16 protein-coding genes and 2 pseudogenes are annotated in these 15,604 nt (G+C 69.3%); 10 read left to right on the top strand and 8 right to left on the bottom strand.

Annotated features, from left to right (window positions below; all coding sequences use genetic code 11):
- Positions 1-69: 69 nt before the first annotated feature.
- From OG202_RS02595 to OG202_RS02605, 3 genes are all read left to right on the top strand, one after another.
- Positions 70-594 carry a hypothetical protein gene (locus tag OG202_RS02595; RefSeq protein ID WP_327731669.1) on the top strand — a complete coding sequence of 175 codons (525 nt, stop codon included), beginning with the start codon at positions 70-72 and terminating at the stop codon, positions 592-594.
- A 69-nt stretch (positions 595-663) separates the two neighbouring features.
- Positions 664-1,188, top strand: coding sequence for a hypothetical protein (locus tag OG202_RS02600; RefSeq protein WP_327731668.1), 525 nt, complete (start codon positions 664-666; stop codon positions 1,186-1,188).
- A 174-nt stretch (positions 1,189-1,362) separates the two neighbouring features.
- A complete protein-coding gene (locus tag OG202_RS02605; protein ID WP_328222250.1) occupies positions 1,363-1,695 on the top strand; it encodes a hypothetical protein in 333 nt (110 codons plus the stop codon).
- Between the two features lie 187 nt (positions 1,696-1,882).
- On the opposite strand, the gene OG202_RS02610 is transcribed toward OG202_RS02605, so the two are convergent.
- Entirely contained in the window at positions 1,883-2,638 is a 756-nt protein-coding gene (locus tag OG202_RS02610) for an SDR family NAD(P)-dependent oxidoreductase (RefSeq protein ID WP_327731666.1), read from the bottom strand.
- 371 nt (positions 2,639-3,009) lie between these two features.
- Positions 3,010-3,330: an acyl-CoA-like ligand-binding transcription factor gene (locus OG202_RS02615; protein ID WP_328224641.1), complete on the bottom strand. Its 321-nt coding sequence runs from the start codon at positions 3,328-3,330 to the stop codon at positions 3,010-3,012.
- A gap of 32 nt (positions 3,331-3,362) precedes the next feature.
- On the opposite strand from OG202_RS02615, the gene OG202_RS02620 reads away from it, so the two are divergent.
- The 4 genes from OG202_RS02620 to OG202_RS02635 all read left to right on the top strand — a co-directional run bounded on the left by OG202_RS02620 (position 3,363) and on the right by OG202_RS02635 (position 6,476).
- A complete protein-coding gene (locus OG202_RS02620; RefSeq protein WP_443052191.1) occupies positions 3,363-3,812 on the top strand; it encodes an SDR family NAD(P)-dependent oxidoreductase in 450 nt (149 codons plus the stop codon).
- 94 nt (positions 3,813-3,906) lie between these two features.
- Positions 3,907-4,659: an NADPH-dependent F420 reductase gene (locus OG202_RS02625; protein ID WP_328222251.1), complete on the top strand. Its 753-nt coding sequence runs from the start codon at positions 3,907-3,909 to the stop codon at positions 4,657-4,659.
- A gap of 40 nt (positions 4,660-4,699) precedes the next feature.
- Positions 4,700-4,966 carry a hypothetical protein gene (locus OG202_RS02630; RefSeq protein WP_327731662.1) on the top strand — a complete coding sequence of 89 codons (267 nt, stop codon included), beginning with the start codon at positions 4,700-4,702 and terminating at the stop codon, positions 4,964-4,966.
- Positions 4,967-5,438: 472 nt separating this feature from the next.
- Entirely contained in the window at positions 5,439-6,476 is a 1,038-nt protein-coding gene (locus tag OG202_RS02635; RefSeq protein WP_327731661.1) for an NAD(P)H-dependent amine dehydrogenase family protein, read from the top strand.
- A gap of 27 nt (positions 6,477-6,503) precedes the next feature.
- Here the strand turns inward: OG202_RS02635 and OG202_RS02640 are convergent.
- The 4 genes and pseudogenes from OG202_RS02640 to OG202_RS02655 form a co-directional block, all read right to left on the bottom strand.
- A pseudogene (locus tag OG202_RS02640) lies at positions 6,504-6,671 on the bottom strand (metallophosphoesterase); the annotation flags it as partial.
- Between the two features lie 73 nt (positions 6,672-6,744).
- Positions 6,745-7,656 (bottom strand): annotated as a pseudogene (locus OG202_RS02645) (FAD:protein FMN transferase); the annotation flags it as partial.
- Between the two features lie 82 nt (positions 7,657-7,738).
- On the bottom strand, positions 7,739-8,782 hold the full coding sequence (locus OG202_RS02650; RefSeq protein WP_327731660.1) for an aldo/keto reductase: 1,044 nt from the start codon (positions 8,780-8,782) through the stop codon (positions 7,739-7,741).
- A gap of 129 nt (positions 8,783-8,911) precedes the next feature.
- On the bottom strand, positions 8,912-10,426 hold the full coding sequence (locus OG202_RS02655) for an MFS transporter (RefSeq protein ID WP_327731658.1): 1,515 nt from the start codon (positions 10,424-10,426) through the stop codon (positions 8,912-8,914).
- 231 nt (positions 10,427-10,657) lie between these two features.
- Between OG202_RS02655 and OG202_RS02660 the strand changes: the two genes are divergently transcribed.
- Positions 10,658-11,575 carry a helix-turn-helix transcriptional regulator gene (locus OG202_RS02660; RefSeq protein ID WP_327731657.1) on the top strand — a complete coding sequence of 306 codons (918 nt, stop codon included), beginning with the start codon at positions 10,658-10,660 and terminating at the stop codon, positions 11,573-11,575.
- Between the two features lie 191 nt (positions 11,576-11,766).
- The gene (locus OG202_RS02665) at positions 11,767-12,690 is read left to right on the top strand and encodes a helix-turn-helix transcriptional regulator (RefSeq protein ID WP_328222252.1); all 924 of its coding nucleotides are present in this window, start codon (positions 11,767-11,769) and stop codon (positions 12,688-12,690) included.
- Between the two features lie 488 nt (positions 12,691-13,178).
- Here OG202_RS02665 and OG202_RS02670 read toward each other — a convergent pair whose 3' ends face one another.
- Entirely contained in the window at positions 13,179-13,571 is a 393-nt protein-coding gene (locus OG202_RS02670) for a nuclear transport factor 2 family protein (RefSeq protein WP_327731654.1), read from the bottom strand.
- Positions 13,572-13,697: 126 nt separating this feature from the next.
- Here OG202_RS02670 and OG202_RS02675 point away from each other — a divergent pair, with 126 nt between their 5' ends.
- On the top strand, positions 13,698-14,273 hold the full coding sequence (locus OG202_RS02675) for a PadR family transcriptional regulator (protein ID WP_326585146.1): 576 nt from the start codon (positions 13,698-13,700) through the stop codon (positions 14,271-14,273).
- Between the two features lie 293 nt (positions 14,274-14,566).
- Here OG202_RS02675 and OG202_RS02680 read toward each other — a convergent pair whose 3' ends face one another.
- The gene (locus tag OG202_RS02680) at positions 14,567-15,373 is read right to left on the bottom strand and encodes an SGNH/GDSL hydrolase family protein (RefSeq protein WP_327731653.1); all 807 of its coding nucleotides are present in this window, start codon (positions 15,371-15,373) and stop codon (positions 14,567-14,569) included.
- Positions 15,374-15,604 lie beyond the last annotated feature (231 nt).

A 15,604-nucleotide genomic window follows, 5' to 3' on the forward strand; every position in this document is an offset into this window, starting at 1 on the left:
CACGGCTCTACGCCGCCCCGAGCCATGGTCGAGCCCTCGCACCCGACGCGTGTCAGGAGTGTGCTCACGGTGTCACTGGCCGTGGCGCTGTCGGTACCGGAGGCGCTCGACTCCGGCGCCCCCTTTCCCGACCGCGACGTGATCGTCTTCGTGACCTCCGGCGTCATCATGCTGACCCTGGTGGTGCAGGGCCTGCTCCTGCCCCGCGTGGTCCGCTGGGCCCGCCTGCCCCACGACACCTCCGCCGAGGAGGAGCACTCCCTCGCCGAGACCACCGCCGCCGAGGAGGCCCTCAAGGCGCTGCCGGACGTGGCCGCCGACCTCGGCACCGCCCCGGAGGTCGCCGAATGGTCGCGCCGCGAGTACGAGACCCACCTGCGCGTCGTGCGGGCCGCCGGCGACGACACCGACGGCGTGGTCCTGCGACACAAGGAGGACTACACCGCGCTGCGCCTCGCGCTCCTCACCCGCAAGCGCGCCACGGTCGTCCGACTCCGCGACGAGCACCACATCGACGACACCGTGCTGCGCCAGGTGCAGGCCTACCTCGACATCGAGGAAGTACGCCTGTCCGGAGCCGACTTGAGCGACTGACCCGGCGCCATCCCTTCTCCTGTCCCACCTCACGCGCGGCCACCTGTGCGCCTCTCGAAGAAAAGTGCGATGAACCACATGGAAATCTCCACATCAACCACCGCAGCAACCCCCCTGCAGAAGCGGTTCGGACTCGCGACGGCGATCGTCGTGAGTGCGACCGTCCTCATGTCGGCGCCGTACGCGTCCGCCGAGACGGAGGCGACCTCCCCGAAGCCGGTCGTCACCGACGTGAAGACTCTCGCCTCCTTCGACTTCACCGCCGGCGACTCCCCGGAGAACATCACCGCCAACCCGGACAACTCGCTGACCGTCTCCATGCTGGGCAGCGTGGCGGGCAAGCGTCCGGCGCTGGTGCGGATCGACCCGTCCGGGCGCAGCAAGGTGATCGTCGCCGGGCAGCAGGGCGACACATTCACCGGCAACACGCGCGACCGCAAGGGTGTCATCTACTACAACGTGGCCTCGTCCGACGCATCCCGCGCCGGCGTATGGAAGCTGCCTCCCGGCGGCACCCCGCGCCGCGTCGCCGCCCTGCCCACCGACGGCCTTCCCAACGGCCTGGCCCTCGACCCGACCGGACGCACCCTGTAAGCGGCCGACAGCAACAAGGCCACCGTATGGTCTGTCCCGTCCTCCGGAGGAACGGCGACCGCATGGCTGACCGACGCCGCCCTCGCGGCAAACCCGTCCGCCCCCTTCGGTGCGAACGGGCTCCGCTTCCACAAGGGTGCCGTCTGGGTTTCCAACCTGGCGAAGGGCACCCTGTTGCGGATCCCGGTCACCGCCCCCGGCGCCCCCGGCCGTATCCACACCGTCACCAGCAGCCTCACCGGCGTTGACGACTTCACCTTCCTCAACGACCGCTCCGACGTGGTCTTCGCCGCGCAGAACGGCCTCAACCAGGTCGCGCTCGTCCACCCCGACGGGACCACCGAGACCGTCCTGACGGCCAAGGACGGCCTCGCTTCCCCCACCTCCACCGCGGTACGGGGAAACCGGCTCTACATCACCAACGCCGGTCTCAACGAGCCCCACGACGCGAAGGTGCAGCGCGGAACGATCGACCCCGCCGCACTGAACTGCGGCCCGACCTCCTGAACCTGCCGCAGCCGGCATCCGCCGCACCACCTGCTTCGGATGCCGGCGACCAGACGCAGCCAACGCCGCGTACGGGAGATGTTCGCACTGTCGACGAGCCAGAGCCCGGGCGCGGCGAAGGTGTTCACCAGGATCGTGGCGCCTGCGTCGTAGACGTCGAACGGCGGCGCAGGTCGCCTGACGCCGATCAGGCCACGCTTGCGCCTCCGTCGACATTCAGGAACGCGCCATGAACGAAGGCGGCGTCATCGGAGGCGAGGTATGCGACGGCTTCGGCGATCTCGCGCGGCAGGCCGAAACGACGGGCGGGAACAGCGTCCACTGCTGCGGCGGCCCGGGGATCATCGGCGATCGCGGCCTGCACTTCTTCGGGCACGACAGCGCCGGGTGCGACCGAGTTCACACGCACGCCTGACGGACCGTACTGCTTCGCCCACGCCTTGGTGAGGTTGTTGAGAGCGGCCTTGCTGGAGGAGTAGGCGACACGGTCCGGAGCGGCCTTGTCCGCGACGAACGAGCTGACGTTGACCACCGCGCCGCCGCCGCGCTCAACCATGCCCGGAACAAGTTCGGCCACCAGGAAGAACGGCGCCTTGACGTTGGTGTTGTACACCGCGTCGAAGAGCTCCTCCGTCGTATCGGCGGTGGCGCCCTCAGGGAACACGCCCGCGTTGTTGACGAGTATGTCGATCTGGCCTGTGACTGATCGCGCCTGCTCGGCCAGGGTCCGCGCGCTGTCCGCAGACGTCAGATCTGCCTGTACGAAGTCGGCCTTGCCACCTGCTTCCCGGATCTCGGCGACGGCTCGCGCGCCGCGCTCGGTATTGCGCCCGGAGACGATGACATGGACACCACGGTTGGCCAGTACGTCGCCAATGGCGCGGCCGATACCGCTCGTGGACCCGGTGACCAGTGCGGTCTTGCCGTTCAGTGGGGTGGACATCGCAACTCCAGCCTGCGTTGGGGGGAAGTAACTCACGCTTCCATGCGTGGAACTGAGTGTCAGACTAGCAACTGGATTTCAAACACGTAAACATGAGTCAAGTAAGGGTCTGGTCATCAGTTGCTTGACGCGATGGCAGGCCGACGACACCGTTCGGCCGCCCTGAGCCAGCGACTCATCGACCGGCGACAGCACGCGGTTCTGCACAAGGTGGGCGGCGAGCTGCTGTCCAGCGGGAATCAACGCCATTGACAGGCGGGCGCCGCGGAAGGGGCAGGCGCAGTCGTCATCACTGTTGCGCGGAAGGTGACAGTGACACTGCTGCTGCGATTGAACTCCCCAAGGCCTCGGTCGGCCCGGGCTTCATCGCATCAGCGGGGGCTGAGCGCGGCGAATGCCTGGTCCAGCAGGTCGACGAGGTCAAGGCGACCGTCGGAGGCGGTCCAGTGGTCGAGAGCGATATTGAGACAGTCCAGCGCGACGGCGGCCTTCACAGAGGCGGCCAGCGGCAGAGGCCGTGGGGAATTGGCGCGCTCGCCAAGCGCATTGGCCAGGGCAGGCCACCAGCCGCGCTGCTTCTCCATCTGCCGGGCGCACAGGGCGGGCGTGTCGCGGACGAGCCGGGTCATCGTCAGAGCCCGGTCCGGGTCCTGACGGTAGTGCTTGAGGGCGACGTCCAGCCCGTGACGCAGCGCCGTCCAGTCGTGACGTCGACCTGCTGGAGATGGACCCGGCCGTGTGGCGCCGCACCCACGACGTGAACCTGCTCGGCTACGCCCTGACCTGCCGCGCGGTCCTCCCGCACCTGCTGGGTCAGGGCGGCGGCGTCATCGTCAACACCTCCTCCGGCGCGGCTTGGGGCGGCGAGCCCACGCGGCCCGCGTACGCCGCCTCCAAAGCCGGGATCAACGCGCTGACCCGCCACATCGCCTCCCGCTGGGGCAAGGAAGGCATCCGCTGCAATGCCGTCGCCCCAGGCCTGGTCATGGGCGAGACCCAACAACGCCAGGACGACCAGCCGTTGCAGGCCATGGCATTGCAGTACGCCCGCAGCCCGCGGCTGGGCGAGCCCGCCGACCTGGCCGGCGCCGTCGCCTTCCTCTTCTCCGACGACGCGGCGTGGATCAGCGGCCAGGCCTGGTCGATCGACGGCGGCATGAGTGTGCGCGGCTGAAAGCAGGTGCTGCGGCTCCGCCGCATCTGCTCCCTCCACGAACCCCATGCGCCCTTCCCGTTCACCTATGTCAACTGACCGGAGACGTGACCCCATGACCAAGACCCTCGGACTCATCGGCGCCGGCAACATCGGCAGTGCGCTGGCTCGCCTGGCCGTGGCCGCCAGCCTGAATGTCGTACTGAGCAACTCACGTGCCCCGGAGACCCTCGCCGAACTCGTCGCCGAGCTCGGCGAGCAAGCGCGCGCGGCCACCCCCGCCGAGGCCGCGCAGGCCGGCGACCTGGTGGTGGCGACCATCCCGCTGAGCAGCTACGACAAGCTTCCGGCCGCCGCCATGGCCGGGAAGACCGTCATCGACACCATGAACTACTACCCCGATCGCATCGGCCACATCGCCGAGTTGGACGCCGGTGGGCTGACCTCCAGCACTCTGGTGCAGCAGCACCTGGCCGACTCCCGGGTGGTCAAGGCGTTCAACAGCATCGACTTCGTGCGCCTGTTCACCTCAGCCCGGCCCACCGACGCCGACGACCGCAGTGCCCTGCCCATCGCCGGTGACGACACGGCCGCCAAGGCGCAGGTGGCCGAGCTGCTGGATTCGCTGGGCTACGACACCGTGGACATCGGCACCCTCGCCGACAGTTGGCGCAGCGAGCCGGGCACCCCGGTCTACGTCCAGCCGTACCTGCCGGCGCAGCCCGAGGGACTGACAGACGAGGAGAAGTGGCGCTGGTTCTTCGAGGCCTCGGTTGTCCCGGTGCCTGCCGCCACGGTGAGGGAACTGACCGACACCGCCGTCCGACGCTCAGCGGGCGACGCCCGCGCGACCCTCGCCCGGGAGTGAACCAGGAGACGCGGGCCATGATCTGCGGCCGAAGGCTGACATGCGACTGGCCATCAACATCGTGGGATTCGACGATCCTCCGGGCGACCTGACGAGACACGGTGGGCTGGGGCCGGAGCCGGCCGCAGTCGGGGCCGCCGCCGAGGCGGCGGGGGTGGGCCGGCTGTCCACAACGGACCGTTACTTCCAGATGGAGGTAATGGGCGGCGCCGACAGCGCCATGCTGGAGTGCTGCACCACGCTCGGTTACCTCGCCGCGCACACCTCCACCGTGCGACTCGGGGCTCATGATCGGCGGAAGCGGTGAGCAGAAGATCCTGAGGCCGGTGGCCCAGTACGCGCACGCCTGCAACCTGACCGTCCCCACCCCTGCCGAAGTCGCACAGGCTCGATGTGCCGAGCCGTCACCTCGACGACGTCGGCCGGGACTACACACAGATCCGAAAGTGGCCATGTACTCCGGGGAAGCGACATCGGCGGCTTCGCCAGGGCGATGGCCGACCATGCCGAACTCGGCATCGAAACCGTGATCGCTTCTGTTCCGCTCGCCGGTCGGCCCGGTGGATCGACGACCGCGCCGCGCCCGCAGCGCGGCGGCTGGCCCACCTCGACTGACGGAAGCCGTGTCTGACCGGTCGAGGCCGATCCATGGTCAGGGCGGACAAAGCCACCCGAGCCCTGGGCACAGGCTCGGCCCCGGTGGACAGCGCGCCTGGGCCTCCGTTTTCCCGCCTGCCCGCCGCACCACTCACCGCTCACCACTCACCACAGGGAGAAAGATGCCTGATCAGCAGTCGCACAACAGCCGCTACCGAGTCGCGCAATGGGCAACGGGCAACATCGGGACGCGAGCCCTTCGATGCGTCCTGGAGCACCCGCAGTACGACCTGGTCGGCGTGTATGTGCACTCCGACGCGAAGGTCGGTCGCGATGCCGGTGAGCTGTGCGGCACCGAGCCGACCGGCGTCCGTGCCACCGGGGATATCGAGGACATCCTTGCCGCCGAACCGAACTGCGTGCTCTACATGCCGGCACCTGAAGGCGTCAAGATCGACGATATGTGCCGGCTCCTCGAGTCGGGGGCCAACATCGTCACGTCCGTCACCGCGTCCGACCTCACCCCTGACGCGCAGCAACAGATCGAGGCAGCGTGCCGGCGCGGTGGGGCGTCGCTCTACGCCACGGGTTCGAGCCCGGGTTGGATCACCGAAGTTCTCCCTCTCGCGGTGACCGCCCTCCAGCGTCGGCTCGATCGCCTGACGATCGAGGAGTTCGCCGACATGTCGACGCGCGACTCGCCGGAACTGCTCTCCCAGATGTTCGGCGGCGATCCCGCGGCGATGGACCTCACCTACTTGACCGCCCGCCTCAAGGACGGATTCGGCAACTCGCTGCGCCAACTCGCCGACGGGCACTCAACACCTCTTGATGACATCACCACGACGGCGTCAGTGGCTGTCGCGGCGAAGACAGTGAAAGTCGGCTCGGTGGCGATCGAGGCCGGCACGGTCGCCGCGTGGCGGTTCGAGGTCACCGGGCTGCGGGACGGCAAGCCGTTCATGGTGATCCGGCCGACCTGGTACGTGACCAGGGACCTCGAACCGGCCTGGGAGGTGCGAGACAGCGGCTGGCGCGTCGTCGTCGAGGGCGACGCCCCGCTCGCCATCGACATCCGCGTCGCCACCGAGAACTCCACCGCGGTCTCACCCGGCTACACGGCCCACATCGTCGTCAACGCCGTACCCCTGGTCTGCGAGGCGCAGCCCGGCATCAGGACCACCCTCGACCTGCCGAGGATGGTCGCGAACCTGGCCTGAACACCCGCGTGCGGTCGTGCTTCACGACTATGCCTGGGGCGACGCGAGTTCGACGACGGTGATGTCGGACGGCGCGCCCACCTTGACGGGTGGGCCCCAGGCACCGGCGCCACGGCTCACGTACAGCTGGGTGTCGCCGTGGCGTTCGAGTCCGGCGACGGTGGGGTTGGCCAGCTCCGCGAGCAAGTTGCCGGGAGATCTCCGCGTGACCGCTGGCATACATCCGCACGTAGGCGAAGTCGAAGCTCTGCGCGAGTCGGCGCGCGTCGGTGAGGAACAGCGCTGTCGCCAGTCCGTCGGCGAGAGCGGCGCTGTCGGCCGCGACCCAGGTGGCGACCACCTTCCGGGCGGGGCGACCGGTGCGCGCGTCGAGCAGGTGGTGCAGCCCGTCGCCCCAGGTGCGGGCACCGACCCCGGAGGCGCACAACGCACGGCCCCGCACGTTCGCCACGCCGATCACGAGCTGCGGGTCGAACGGATACTCAAGGCCGACTCGGATGGCGCGTTCCCTCACATGGCGCAGATCGCCACCGGCGTCGACGACGAAGCGGGCTATCCCGGCTTCCCGCAGGATCGCCGAGACGATGTCCACGAGGTAGCCCTCGCCCACCGCTCCCACGTCGATCACGACCGGCCGCCGGGTGAGCAGCGTCCTGCCGTCCCTTACGATGTCCGCCGCCCGGGTCGCCCGGCCCCGGGCGCGCTCCTCGGCCCGGACCGCGTCCGGGACCGGCATGAGGGAGTACGAGGCGTCGTACCCGAGGAGTTCGAGATCACGGCCGACAAACGGGTCAACCGCACCGCCGGTCGCGGTGACGAGGCGGTCATAGAGGTCGAACAGGGTGAGTGAGTCCTCCGGGAACTCGAACCGGCCCCCTGTCGAAGCGGTCGCGATCCGGGACACGAGCGAGTCGGGACGGAAGCGCGAGTACGTGGCGTCGAACTGTTGGATGCGGTCCAGGAGCCGGTGGCGCAAGCTCCCGCTCAGCGGCTCGTCGGTGTCGATCTGCCAGTCGGTGCCGATGGCGTCGAACGTGAACCGGCTGTGCTCGGCTGCCGGTCCGCCCGGGGCTGCCGTCCCGGAGGCCTCGACAGGGTGGCGCGTGATGTGGTGCACGATTGCCGCTCCGCTCGGTTCGGTGGGTGACTGCTGCGGGTGCGCGTGGCCTCGGCCGGCCATCCGAAGTGAGGTGAGAGCCCCGTCGCCCCATCGAGGCAGCACGGTGGTGGCACCCCGGCCTGCCGGCCTGCCTGGGACGACGTCAGTCCAGCTCAGCGCCGCCGTTGACGGTCCGGGCGCTCTGCGCGAGGCCGAACGGGCCGTAGGGGTAAGGCGCCGGGCCAGGATCGCTGGCCTTGTCGAGGAAGGCCACAGCGCCCACGTCCAGGTGCAGGTCGGCGGCGCCGAGGTTGTCGGTCAGCTGCTTCATGTCACGGGCACCGATGATGACCGAGGTGACTTCGTCCCGGTCGGCGACCCAGCTCAGCGCCACCTGGGCGGGCGAGGCGCCGGTCTTCTCAGCGACCTGGACGACGGCGTCGGCCGCGGCCCAGGTCCGGTCGGCGTTGGCGTAGTTGGCCGAGGTGTACTGGTACAGCGGGTTGTCTCCCCCGGCCCGGGTGTCGGGCCCTGGCTGGACGCCGCGCGCGTACTTGCCCGTCAGGAAGCCGCTCGCCAGGGGCGACCAGGGGAGCACGCCGAGGCCGTTGTGCGCCGCCGCCGGTAGGACCTCCCACTCCACCTCGCGGACGGCGAGGTTGTACTGCTCCTGCAAGGTCACCGGGACCGGCCAGCCGTTCGCGCGGGCGGTGGAGACCGCGAGCTGGAGCTGCCAACCGGTGAAGTTCGACAGGCCCGCGTAGCGGATCTTGCCCGCCCGGACGGCGGAGTCGAAGAACGACAGGGTTTCCTCGATCGGGGTCAGCGGGTCCCAGGCGTGCACCTGGTACAGGTCGACGCAGTCCACACCCAGTCGGCGCAGCGAGCCGTCCAGCGCCCGGGAGAGATGGCGCCGGGACAGGCCGACGTCGTTGACGTCGTCGGTGAACGGGAACCGGCCCTTGGTGGCGAGCACCACCCGGTCGGTGACCTCGCTCGGACGGCTCTCGAGCCACCGGCCGATGATCTCCTCCGTCACGCCGCGGTTATAGAGATCAGCGGTGTCGAAGAAGTTTCCGCCCGCTTCCAGGAAGGCGTCCATCTGGGCGAACGCCTCCTCCTTCGAGGTCTCGTCACCGAACGTCATGGTGCCGAGCGCGAGGTTCGACACCACCGTGCCCGTGTTGCCGAGTCGGCGGTATTCCATCGTGCGTTCTCCCTAGGAGTGGAGTGGAGTGGAGTGCGATCGTGCGAACGGGAAAGTGGCTGTATGGGAGCGGTCCGAACCCCGGGGAACGGGCCCCCGCTGTGCCGGGGGCCCGTCGTGCTCCGGCCGTCAGTGCGCGATGACCGGAACCTGGGCCTGCTCCGCGGCCTCACCTGAGGAGTCGGCCCTGCCGCGGCCGCCACCGTTGACGAGGACGAAGGCGATCAGCGCGGCCAGCGCCATGATGGCGGTGCCCCAGCCGAAGGCCACGGCGTAGCCGTGGACGGCGGCCTGCTGGGCGGCCGTCTCGGGGACGGAACCGGAGAACGCGCGTGCGGCGATCCAGCTGCTGGTGGCACTGGCGGCGATGGTGTTCAGCAGCGCGGTGCCGATGGAACCGCCGACCTGCTGCGAGACGTTGACCATCGCGGAGGCGACGCCCGCGTCCTGCGGCCGGACGCGGGAGGTGGCCAGGCTCATGCCCGGCATCGAGGCCGTACCCATGCCCAGGCCGAGCAGGATCTCGGAGGGCAGGACGTGGGTGGCGAAGGAGCTGTCCACCTCCAGCCGGGTCAGCAGCAGCATGCCGATGGCGGCCAGCAGGAAACCGGGGCCCATCAGGAATCGGGCCGGGACACGGTTGACCAGTCGGGTGCCGATCTGAGTGGAACCGATCACCAGGCAGACGACCAGGGGCAGGAAGGCGATCCCGCACAGGACCGGCGAGTAACCCTTGTTCAGCTGCAGGAAGTAGGTCAGGAACAGGAACTGACCGAACATGCCGATCATGGCCAGCCCGAGGGAGAGGTAGGCGCCCCCACGGTTGCGGTCCGTGATCACACGAAGCGGCAGGAGGGGTGCCTTGACCCGGGACTCGACCAGCGCGAACGCGGCGAGCAGGAAGACCGCGGCGACGAACATGCCCATGGTGAGGCCGGAGTCCCAGCCGTCCTGTTCCGCCCGGGCGAAGCCGTAGACCAGGGCGACGAGTCCGACGGTGGCCAGCAGGGTGCCCACGACGTCGAGCCGGTCACGGTTGCGCTGGTCCCCCCGGTCGTTGATGTAGAAGGTGGCACCGGCCGCGGCCACGACGGCGAAGACGATGTTGACGTACATGCACCAGCGCCAGTTGATGTACTCGGTGAGCACACCGCCCAGGAGCAGGCCGACCGCACCGCCGGCCGCGGCGATGGCGCCGAAGATGCCGAACGCCTTGGCGCGCTCCCTGGCCTCGGTGAACGCCACGGTGAGCAGGGACAGAGCGGCCGGGGCGAGCAGGGCGCCGAACACGCCCTGGAGGGCGCGGGAGGCGAGAAGCATGCCGAGGTTGACGGCTGCGCCGCCCAGCGCGGAGGCCAGGGCGAAGCCGGCCAGGCCCACGACGAAGGCCCGCTTGCGGCCCCACAGATCGCCGATCCGTCCGCCCAACAGCAGCAGACCGCCGAAGGCGAGGCTGTAGGCGGTGATCACCCACTGCCGGTCGCCGTCGGAGATGTTCAGGTCCGCCTGGGCGTGCGGCAGTGCGATGTTCACGACCGTCGCGTCCAGCACGACCATCAGCTGCGCTATGGCGATGACTGTCAGCGCTTTCCAGCGCCGTGGATCGACTGCCGGGGCACCGGCGGGAGTGTGACGTGCAGACATGGGAACGGCTCGGTTTCTGTGACGGATGGAACGAAGGGAAGCGCCGGACACCTCAGAGCGGGGACCACGCTGCCGGCCGCGCGGGCAAGGCCCTCTTCCACACGCGTCCAGCGTGCGGGCCGGCGGCGACATGTGGCAGGCCGGGCTGTGCCCTGGAGCCGTGTTCGGTGCTGTGGCAGGGCACCCCACGCGCCTTCCGCCCAGGTCCTGACATCCCCACACTTCGAACACATGGATCGTGAGCAGCACAGCGGCGGCACCCGCGGTACGGAGCTGGGGCGCTTCCTGCGCGCCTGCCGTGCCCGGCTGATGCCCGAAGAGGTGGGCCTGGTGGCCGGCGGTGGGCGACGCCGGACTCCCGGACTGCGCCGGGAGGAGCTGGCCACTCTCGCCGGCGTCAGCATCGACTACTACGCGCGGCTGGAGCGCGGCACGGAGACCCGGCCCAGCCCGTCCGTGATCGACGCCTTCGCCCGCGCGCTGAAGTTGGAGGAAGACGAGCGCGATCACCTACGCGCTCTCGCCGCTCTCGCGGCCCGGTCGACGCCCGAGCCGCCGTCGGCGCCCAACCGCACCGTGCGGCCCGGCGTCAAGCTGCTGCTGGAGAGTCTGCGCCCCTACCCCGCGCACGTGTTCAGCCGTACCGGCGACGTGCTGGCGTACAACCCGGGCGGGCTGCGGCTGCTCGCCGGCCTGGACGACTGGCCGGCGAAGCAGCGCAACATCGCCCGCTACGTCTTCCTGCACCCCGCCGCCCGAGGCCTGTTCGACGACTGGCACATCCAGGTCCGCACCTGCGTCAACGGACTGCGCGCCCTGGCCGGCAGGGAGCCGGACGCACCCGACCTGACGCAACTCGTCGGCGAACTCCTGCTCAAAAGCCCCGAGTTCGCGCGCCTGTGGGAGCGCTACGACGTCAAGGGCCACACCTACGGTCGCAAGACCTTCCACCACCCCGAGGTCGGGGACCTCACCTTGGGCTACCAGACCATGCAACTGCTGGGCACCCCGGACCAGTGCATGGTCGTGTACCACGCCGAGTCCGGAACACCCGAACACGACGCGCTGACTCTGCTCGACTTGGCCGCGGCCGAGGCCGAGCACACGCCGAGGCTCTCGCCCGACAGCCAAACCATCGAGAACGCGTGACGGACGGCTGAAAAACCCGGTCGTCACGACACCCGTTGTCGGTGCGACCCGAGCCGGACACCTCACCGACACTGTCACGGCCATCGACATCGTCCTTACCGATGACGAGATCCGCTCCCTGGAGCAGCCGTACGCCACGCGCATGCCCACGAACTTCTGACAGCCCCGGACCCGGACCCCAGACGGATCACATGCCTCCTGACGTCACACCCACCAGCGCACATCCGCCGTCGCGCCACCCCGTCGGCGAAGGTTTCGAGCCCGAACTGGACCGGCGCGCCGAACTGCGGGAGTTCCTCCGATCCCGCCGGGCCCGTCTCGGACCCGAGGACGTGGGGTTGCCGTCATCCGGGCGACGCCGAGTGCCGGGACTGCGCCGCGAGGAGCTCGCGCAGCTGGCCGGGGTGTCCTTCGCGTACTACACCCGCCTGGAACAGGGACACGGCGACACCATGTCAGCCGAGGTACTCGACTCCGTCGCTCGCGCCCTGCGCCTGAGTGGGTACGAGCACGCGCACCTGTTTCGCCTTGCCCGGCCGGAACTTCACGGGAATCGGCAAGCCCTGCCCCAGAGGCTGCGGCCAGGCGTCCAGCAGCTGCTGGACGCGCTCGACGGGGTCCCCGCCTACATCTGCGGCCGGCGCCTGGACATCCTGGGCTGGAACCGGCTCGCCACCACCGTGTTCGGGGATTGGTCCCGGCTCCCACCTCGGGAGCACAACCTGTCCCGGCTGGTGTTCCTCTCCCCCGCGGCACGCGACCGTTTCGCCGACCTGGAAGCCAAGATGCTGGACATCGTCAGCATCCTGCGCGTGGACGCTGGCACACACCCGGAGGATACGGAACTCGCCGCTCTGATTGGCGAACTGGCGGAGAAGAGCAACGACTTCCGACGGCTGTGGGCCCGCCACCACGTACGCTGCAGGGGCCACGGCGTCCAGCGGCTACGCCACCCGGTGGTGGGCGAACTCGCCCTCTCCTTCGAAGCCATGGGGTTACCCGGCGACGCGGACCAGACCCTCGTCGTCCATCACGCCGAGCCCGGCTCGACGTCCCGGAAAGCCCTGTGGCTGCTGACAGGTCTGACGGCCTCACTCAGCGGGTCTGCCTCCTGACAACGCACACATGAAGCAACAGGATCCGGTCGTCGCTCGCGGGGGAAGCGGCACATCCTGTACTTCCTCGAACCGGGATCCCCGGCCCACGTGCGGCAGTTCCCGACCGAACCTCCGGGCGTACAACAGTGGCGACAGGGAAGACAGGCGTCACGGCTCCCGAGCTCAGCGACGGCGACGCACTGGGACGGTTCCTACGCATCCGCCGCACCCGGGCAGCCCAGCCGCCGGATTGCCCCAGGTCGGCCACCGCCGCACACCCGGCCTGCGCCGCGAGAAGCTGGTGCTGCGACCGGCATGGTTCACCGGGCTGATGGGCGGGGCAGTGGCGGTGCCAATCGAGAGGCGCTTTGAGGAGGTGGCGCAGCCGCCGGGGACGTTGTGGCGCTCCGCCAGGAGGGTGCGCAGTCCCAGCGTTGGAGGGTGGCGGCGGTCAGTCCGGCGTTGCCCCGCGCCGATGACCACCGCGTCGAAGGCCGTCGTCGTGGTTACTGTTCGGCGGCCTCTCGGGCGATCTGCTCGAACTGGGCGCCCATGGCCTCGCCGAGCGCCTGGGCGGCGGAGAGCGGGCGCACCATCACCGTGAACTCGTCGATCTTCCCTTCGTCGTCGAAGTGCAGGAAGTCGCATCCCTGGAGCTGCTTGCCGGCGACGGTGGCGGTGAAGACGAAGGCGTGATCGCGGCCGTCGGAATTGGCGATCTCACGGATGTAGGTGAAGTCCTCGAAGACCCGGAGCACGCCGCGCAGGAGCGCCGCGGTGATCGCCTTGCCCGGGTACGGCTTGAAGGTGACGGGGCTGGTGAAGACGACGTCGTCGGCCAGCAGAGCGGCCACAGCGTCCAGGTCGCCGCTCTCGACGGCCTTACGGAAGGGATGCATGAGCCCACCTTTGATACTCAGAAAAGTGAATAGGTGTGTTGGAGATTAGAGGGCCCGTTAGGGCTTGTCCACAGGAAAGCGGTAATCATTAGTCACTTAGTTGATTAATCTGTTAGCGTGCAATCCATGGCTTTGCGGAACGCGGTGATGGCCGCACTGTTGGAGGGCGAGGCGTCCGGGTACGACCTCGCGAAGGCGTTCGACGCGACGGTCGCCAACTTCTGGATGTCGACGCCTCAGCAGCTCTACCGGGAGCTGGATCGCATGGAGGCCGAAGGACTCGTCACGGCCCGTATCGTCGAGCAGAAGCGCCGCCCCAACAAGCGACTGTTCTCCTTGACGGAGGCCGGGCAGAAGGCCGTCCACGCCTACACCGCCGAGCCCTTGGGTAAACCGGCGGTGATCCGGGACGAGTTGCTTGTCAAGGTGCAGTGCCTGGACGCGGGCGACATGGAAGCGGTCCGGACCGCCATCACCGAGCGCTTGGAGTGGGCCACCGCCAAGCTGGCCCGCTACGAGCGGCTCCGGCAGCGCCTGCTCGACGGGCGCTCCGAGGAGGCGTACTTCGCCGAGGCCGAGCGCATCGGCCCGTATCTCACCCTGCTGCGCGGGATGTCGTTCGAGCGGGAGAACCTCCAGTGGGGGGACATGGCGCTGCGCAGGCTCGAACAGCGCACGGCCGCGCTCCGGGCCGACGGCTGACGGCTGACGGCTGACGGCTGACGGCTGACGGCTGACGGCTGACGGCGGCGGTCCCACTCATACAGGTAGTCAACAGAGTGGGTATCTTGGGTGGAGGTGACTGGCGGGTCGATGTTGGACTGACGTAGAACACGGTGAACAGCAGTGCCACGACGCCTACGACCACGTCGTTGACGATCCGCAGACGCTTCGCGCGCAGTAGGCGAAGGGATGGATGTCACTCATTCCAGCTCCCGTCCGGTGAAGAGCAGTTCAGCACGAGGAGCCGCCTGGCGTCGTCGCGAGCCAGAGCATCACACCGATGGGGAGATGTCCCCAGCGGACGCGGCCACCGGAAGCAGCGCCGGCCGCTTGGCCTGGCGGCCGTCGCCGGAGGAGCGGCCACGCAGGCGGCGGCCGACCCAAGGGCCGAGGAAGGTGCCGGCCCAGCGCACTTCGGCACCCACGGTCCTCCAGACAGAGACGTCTGTCCCCTCGACCGGAAGGGGAAGGGTCCACTTGTCGTCACTGCCCGGCAGACCGAGCGCCTGGGCCACGGCAGCCGCGATGCGCGCGTGTCCCAGCGGGCCGGCGTGCAGCCGGTCAGCACTCCACAACCGCGGATCGGTCGCCGCCGCGTGCGCGGCCGTCTCCGCCACTACTACGCCGTGGCGGTCGGCGGCCTCCCGGATGCGCGCGTTGAGTGCGAGAACACGGTGACCGATCGGGCGAGCCAACGGCGTGATACGCCCGACATCGGGAAACATGAGGGTCGCGACGGTGGCGCCCTGCGCGGTGAGGGCGGCGAACATCGCCTCAACATGGCCGGCCACCTCGTCGAGGTCGCAGCCCGGGCGCAACGCATCGTTGACCCCAGCCACCACGGTGGCGAGGTCGGGCCGCATCGCGAGGGCCGGAGCCAGCTGCTCGGCGCGCACCTGACCGGCCTTACGGCCGCGCACCGCGAGGTTGGCGTAGAGCAGGCCGGGGCTGTGGCGGGCGACCTGCTCGGCGAGCCGGTCCGCCCAGCCCCGAAGACCACGGACATCGTCGCCGTCCCCGAGCCCCTCGGTATGACTGTCGCCCAGGGCGACATAGCGCAGATACCCGCTGCTCGACACGGGGCCGACCGCCTCTCGTCAACACTGCTGATGGAAGTGGCACACGGCCATCGCTAAACAACTAGGCACCTAGTCGCATTGTTGAGTATGAGGATAGCTACGGGCTCACCTTCCTGCAAAGTGACGCCGCTCAGGCAGGTGCTGAGGCCGTCGAGGGCGGTCCACCGCCTCGGTCCACCGCCTCGGTCCCGCGCCGACCTCACCGTCCATCCCCTCTTCAGACCTGAGCAC

Source organism: Streptomyces sp. NBC_00310 (assembly GCF_036208085.1).
Lineage (GTDB): Bacteria > Actinomycetota > Actinomycetes > Streptomycetales > Streptomycetaceae > Streptomyces.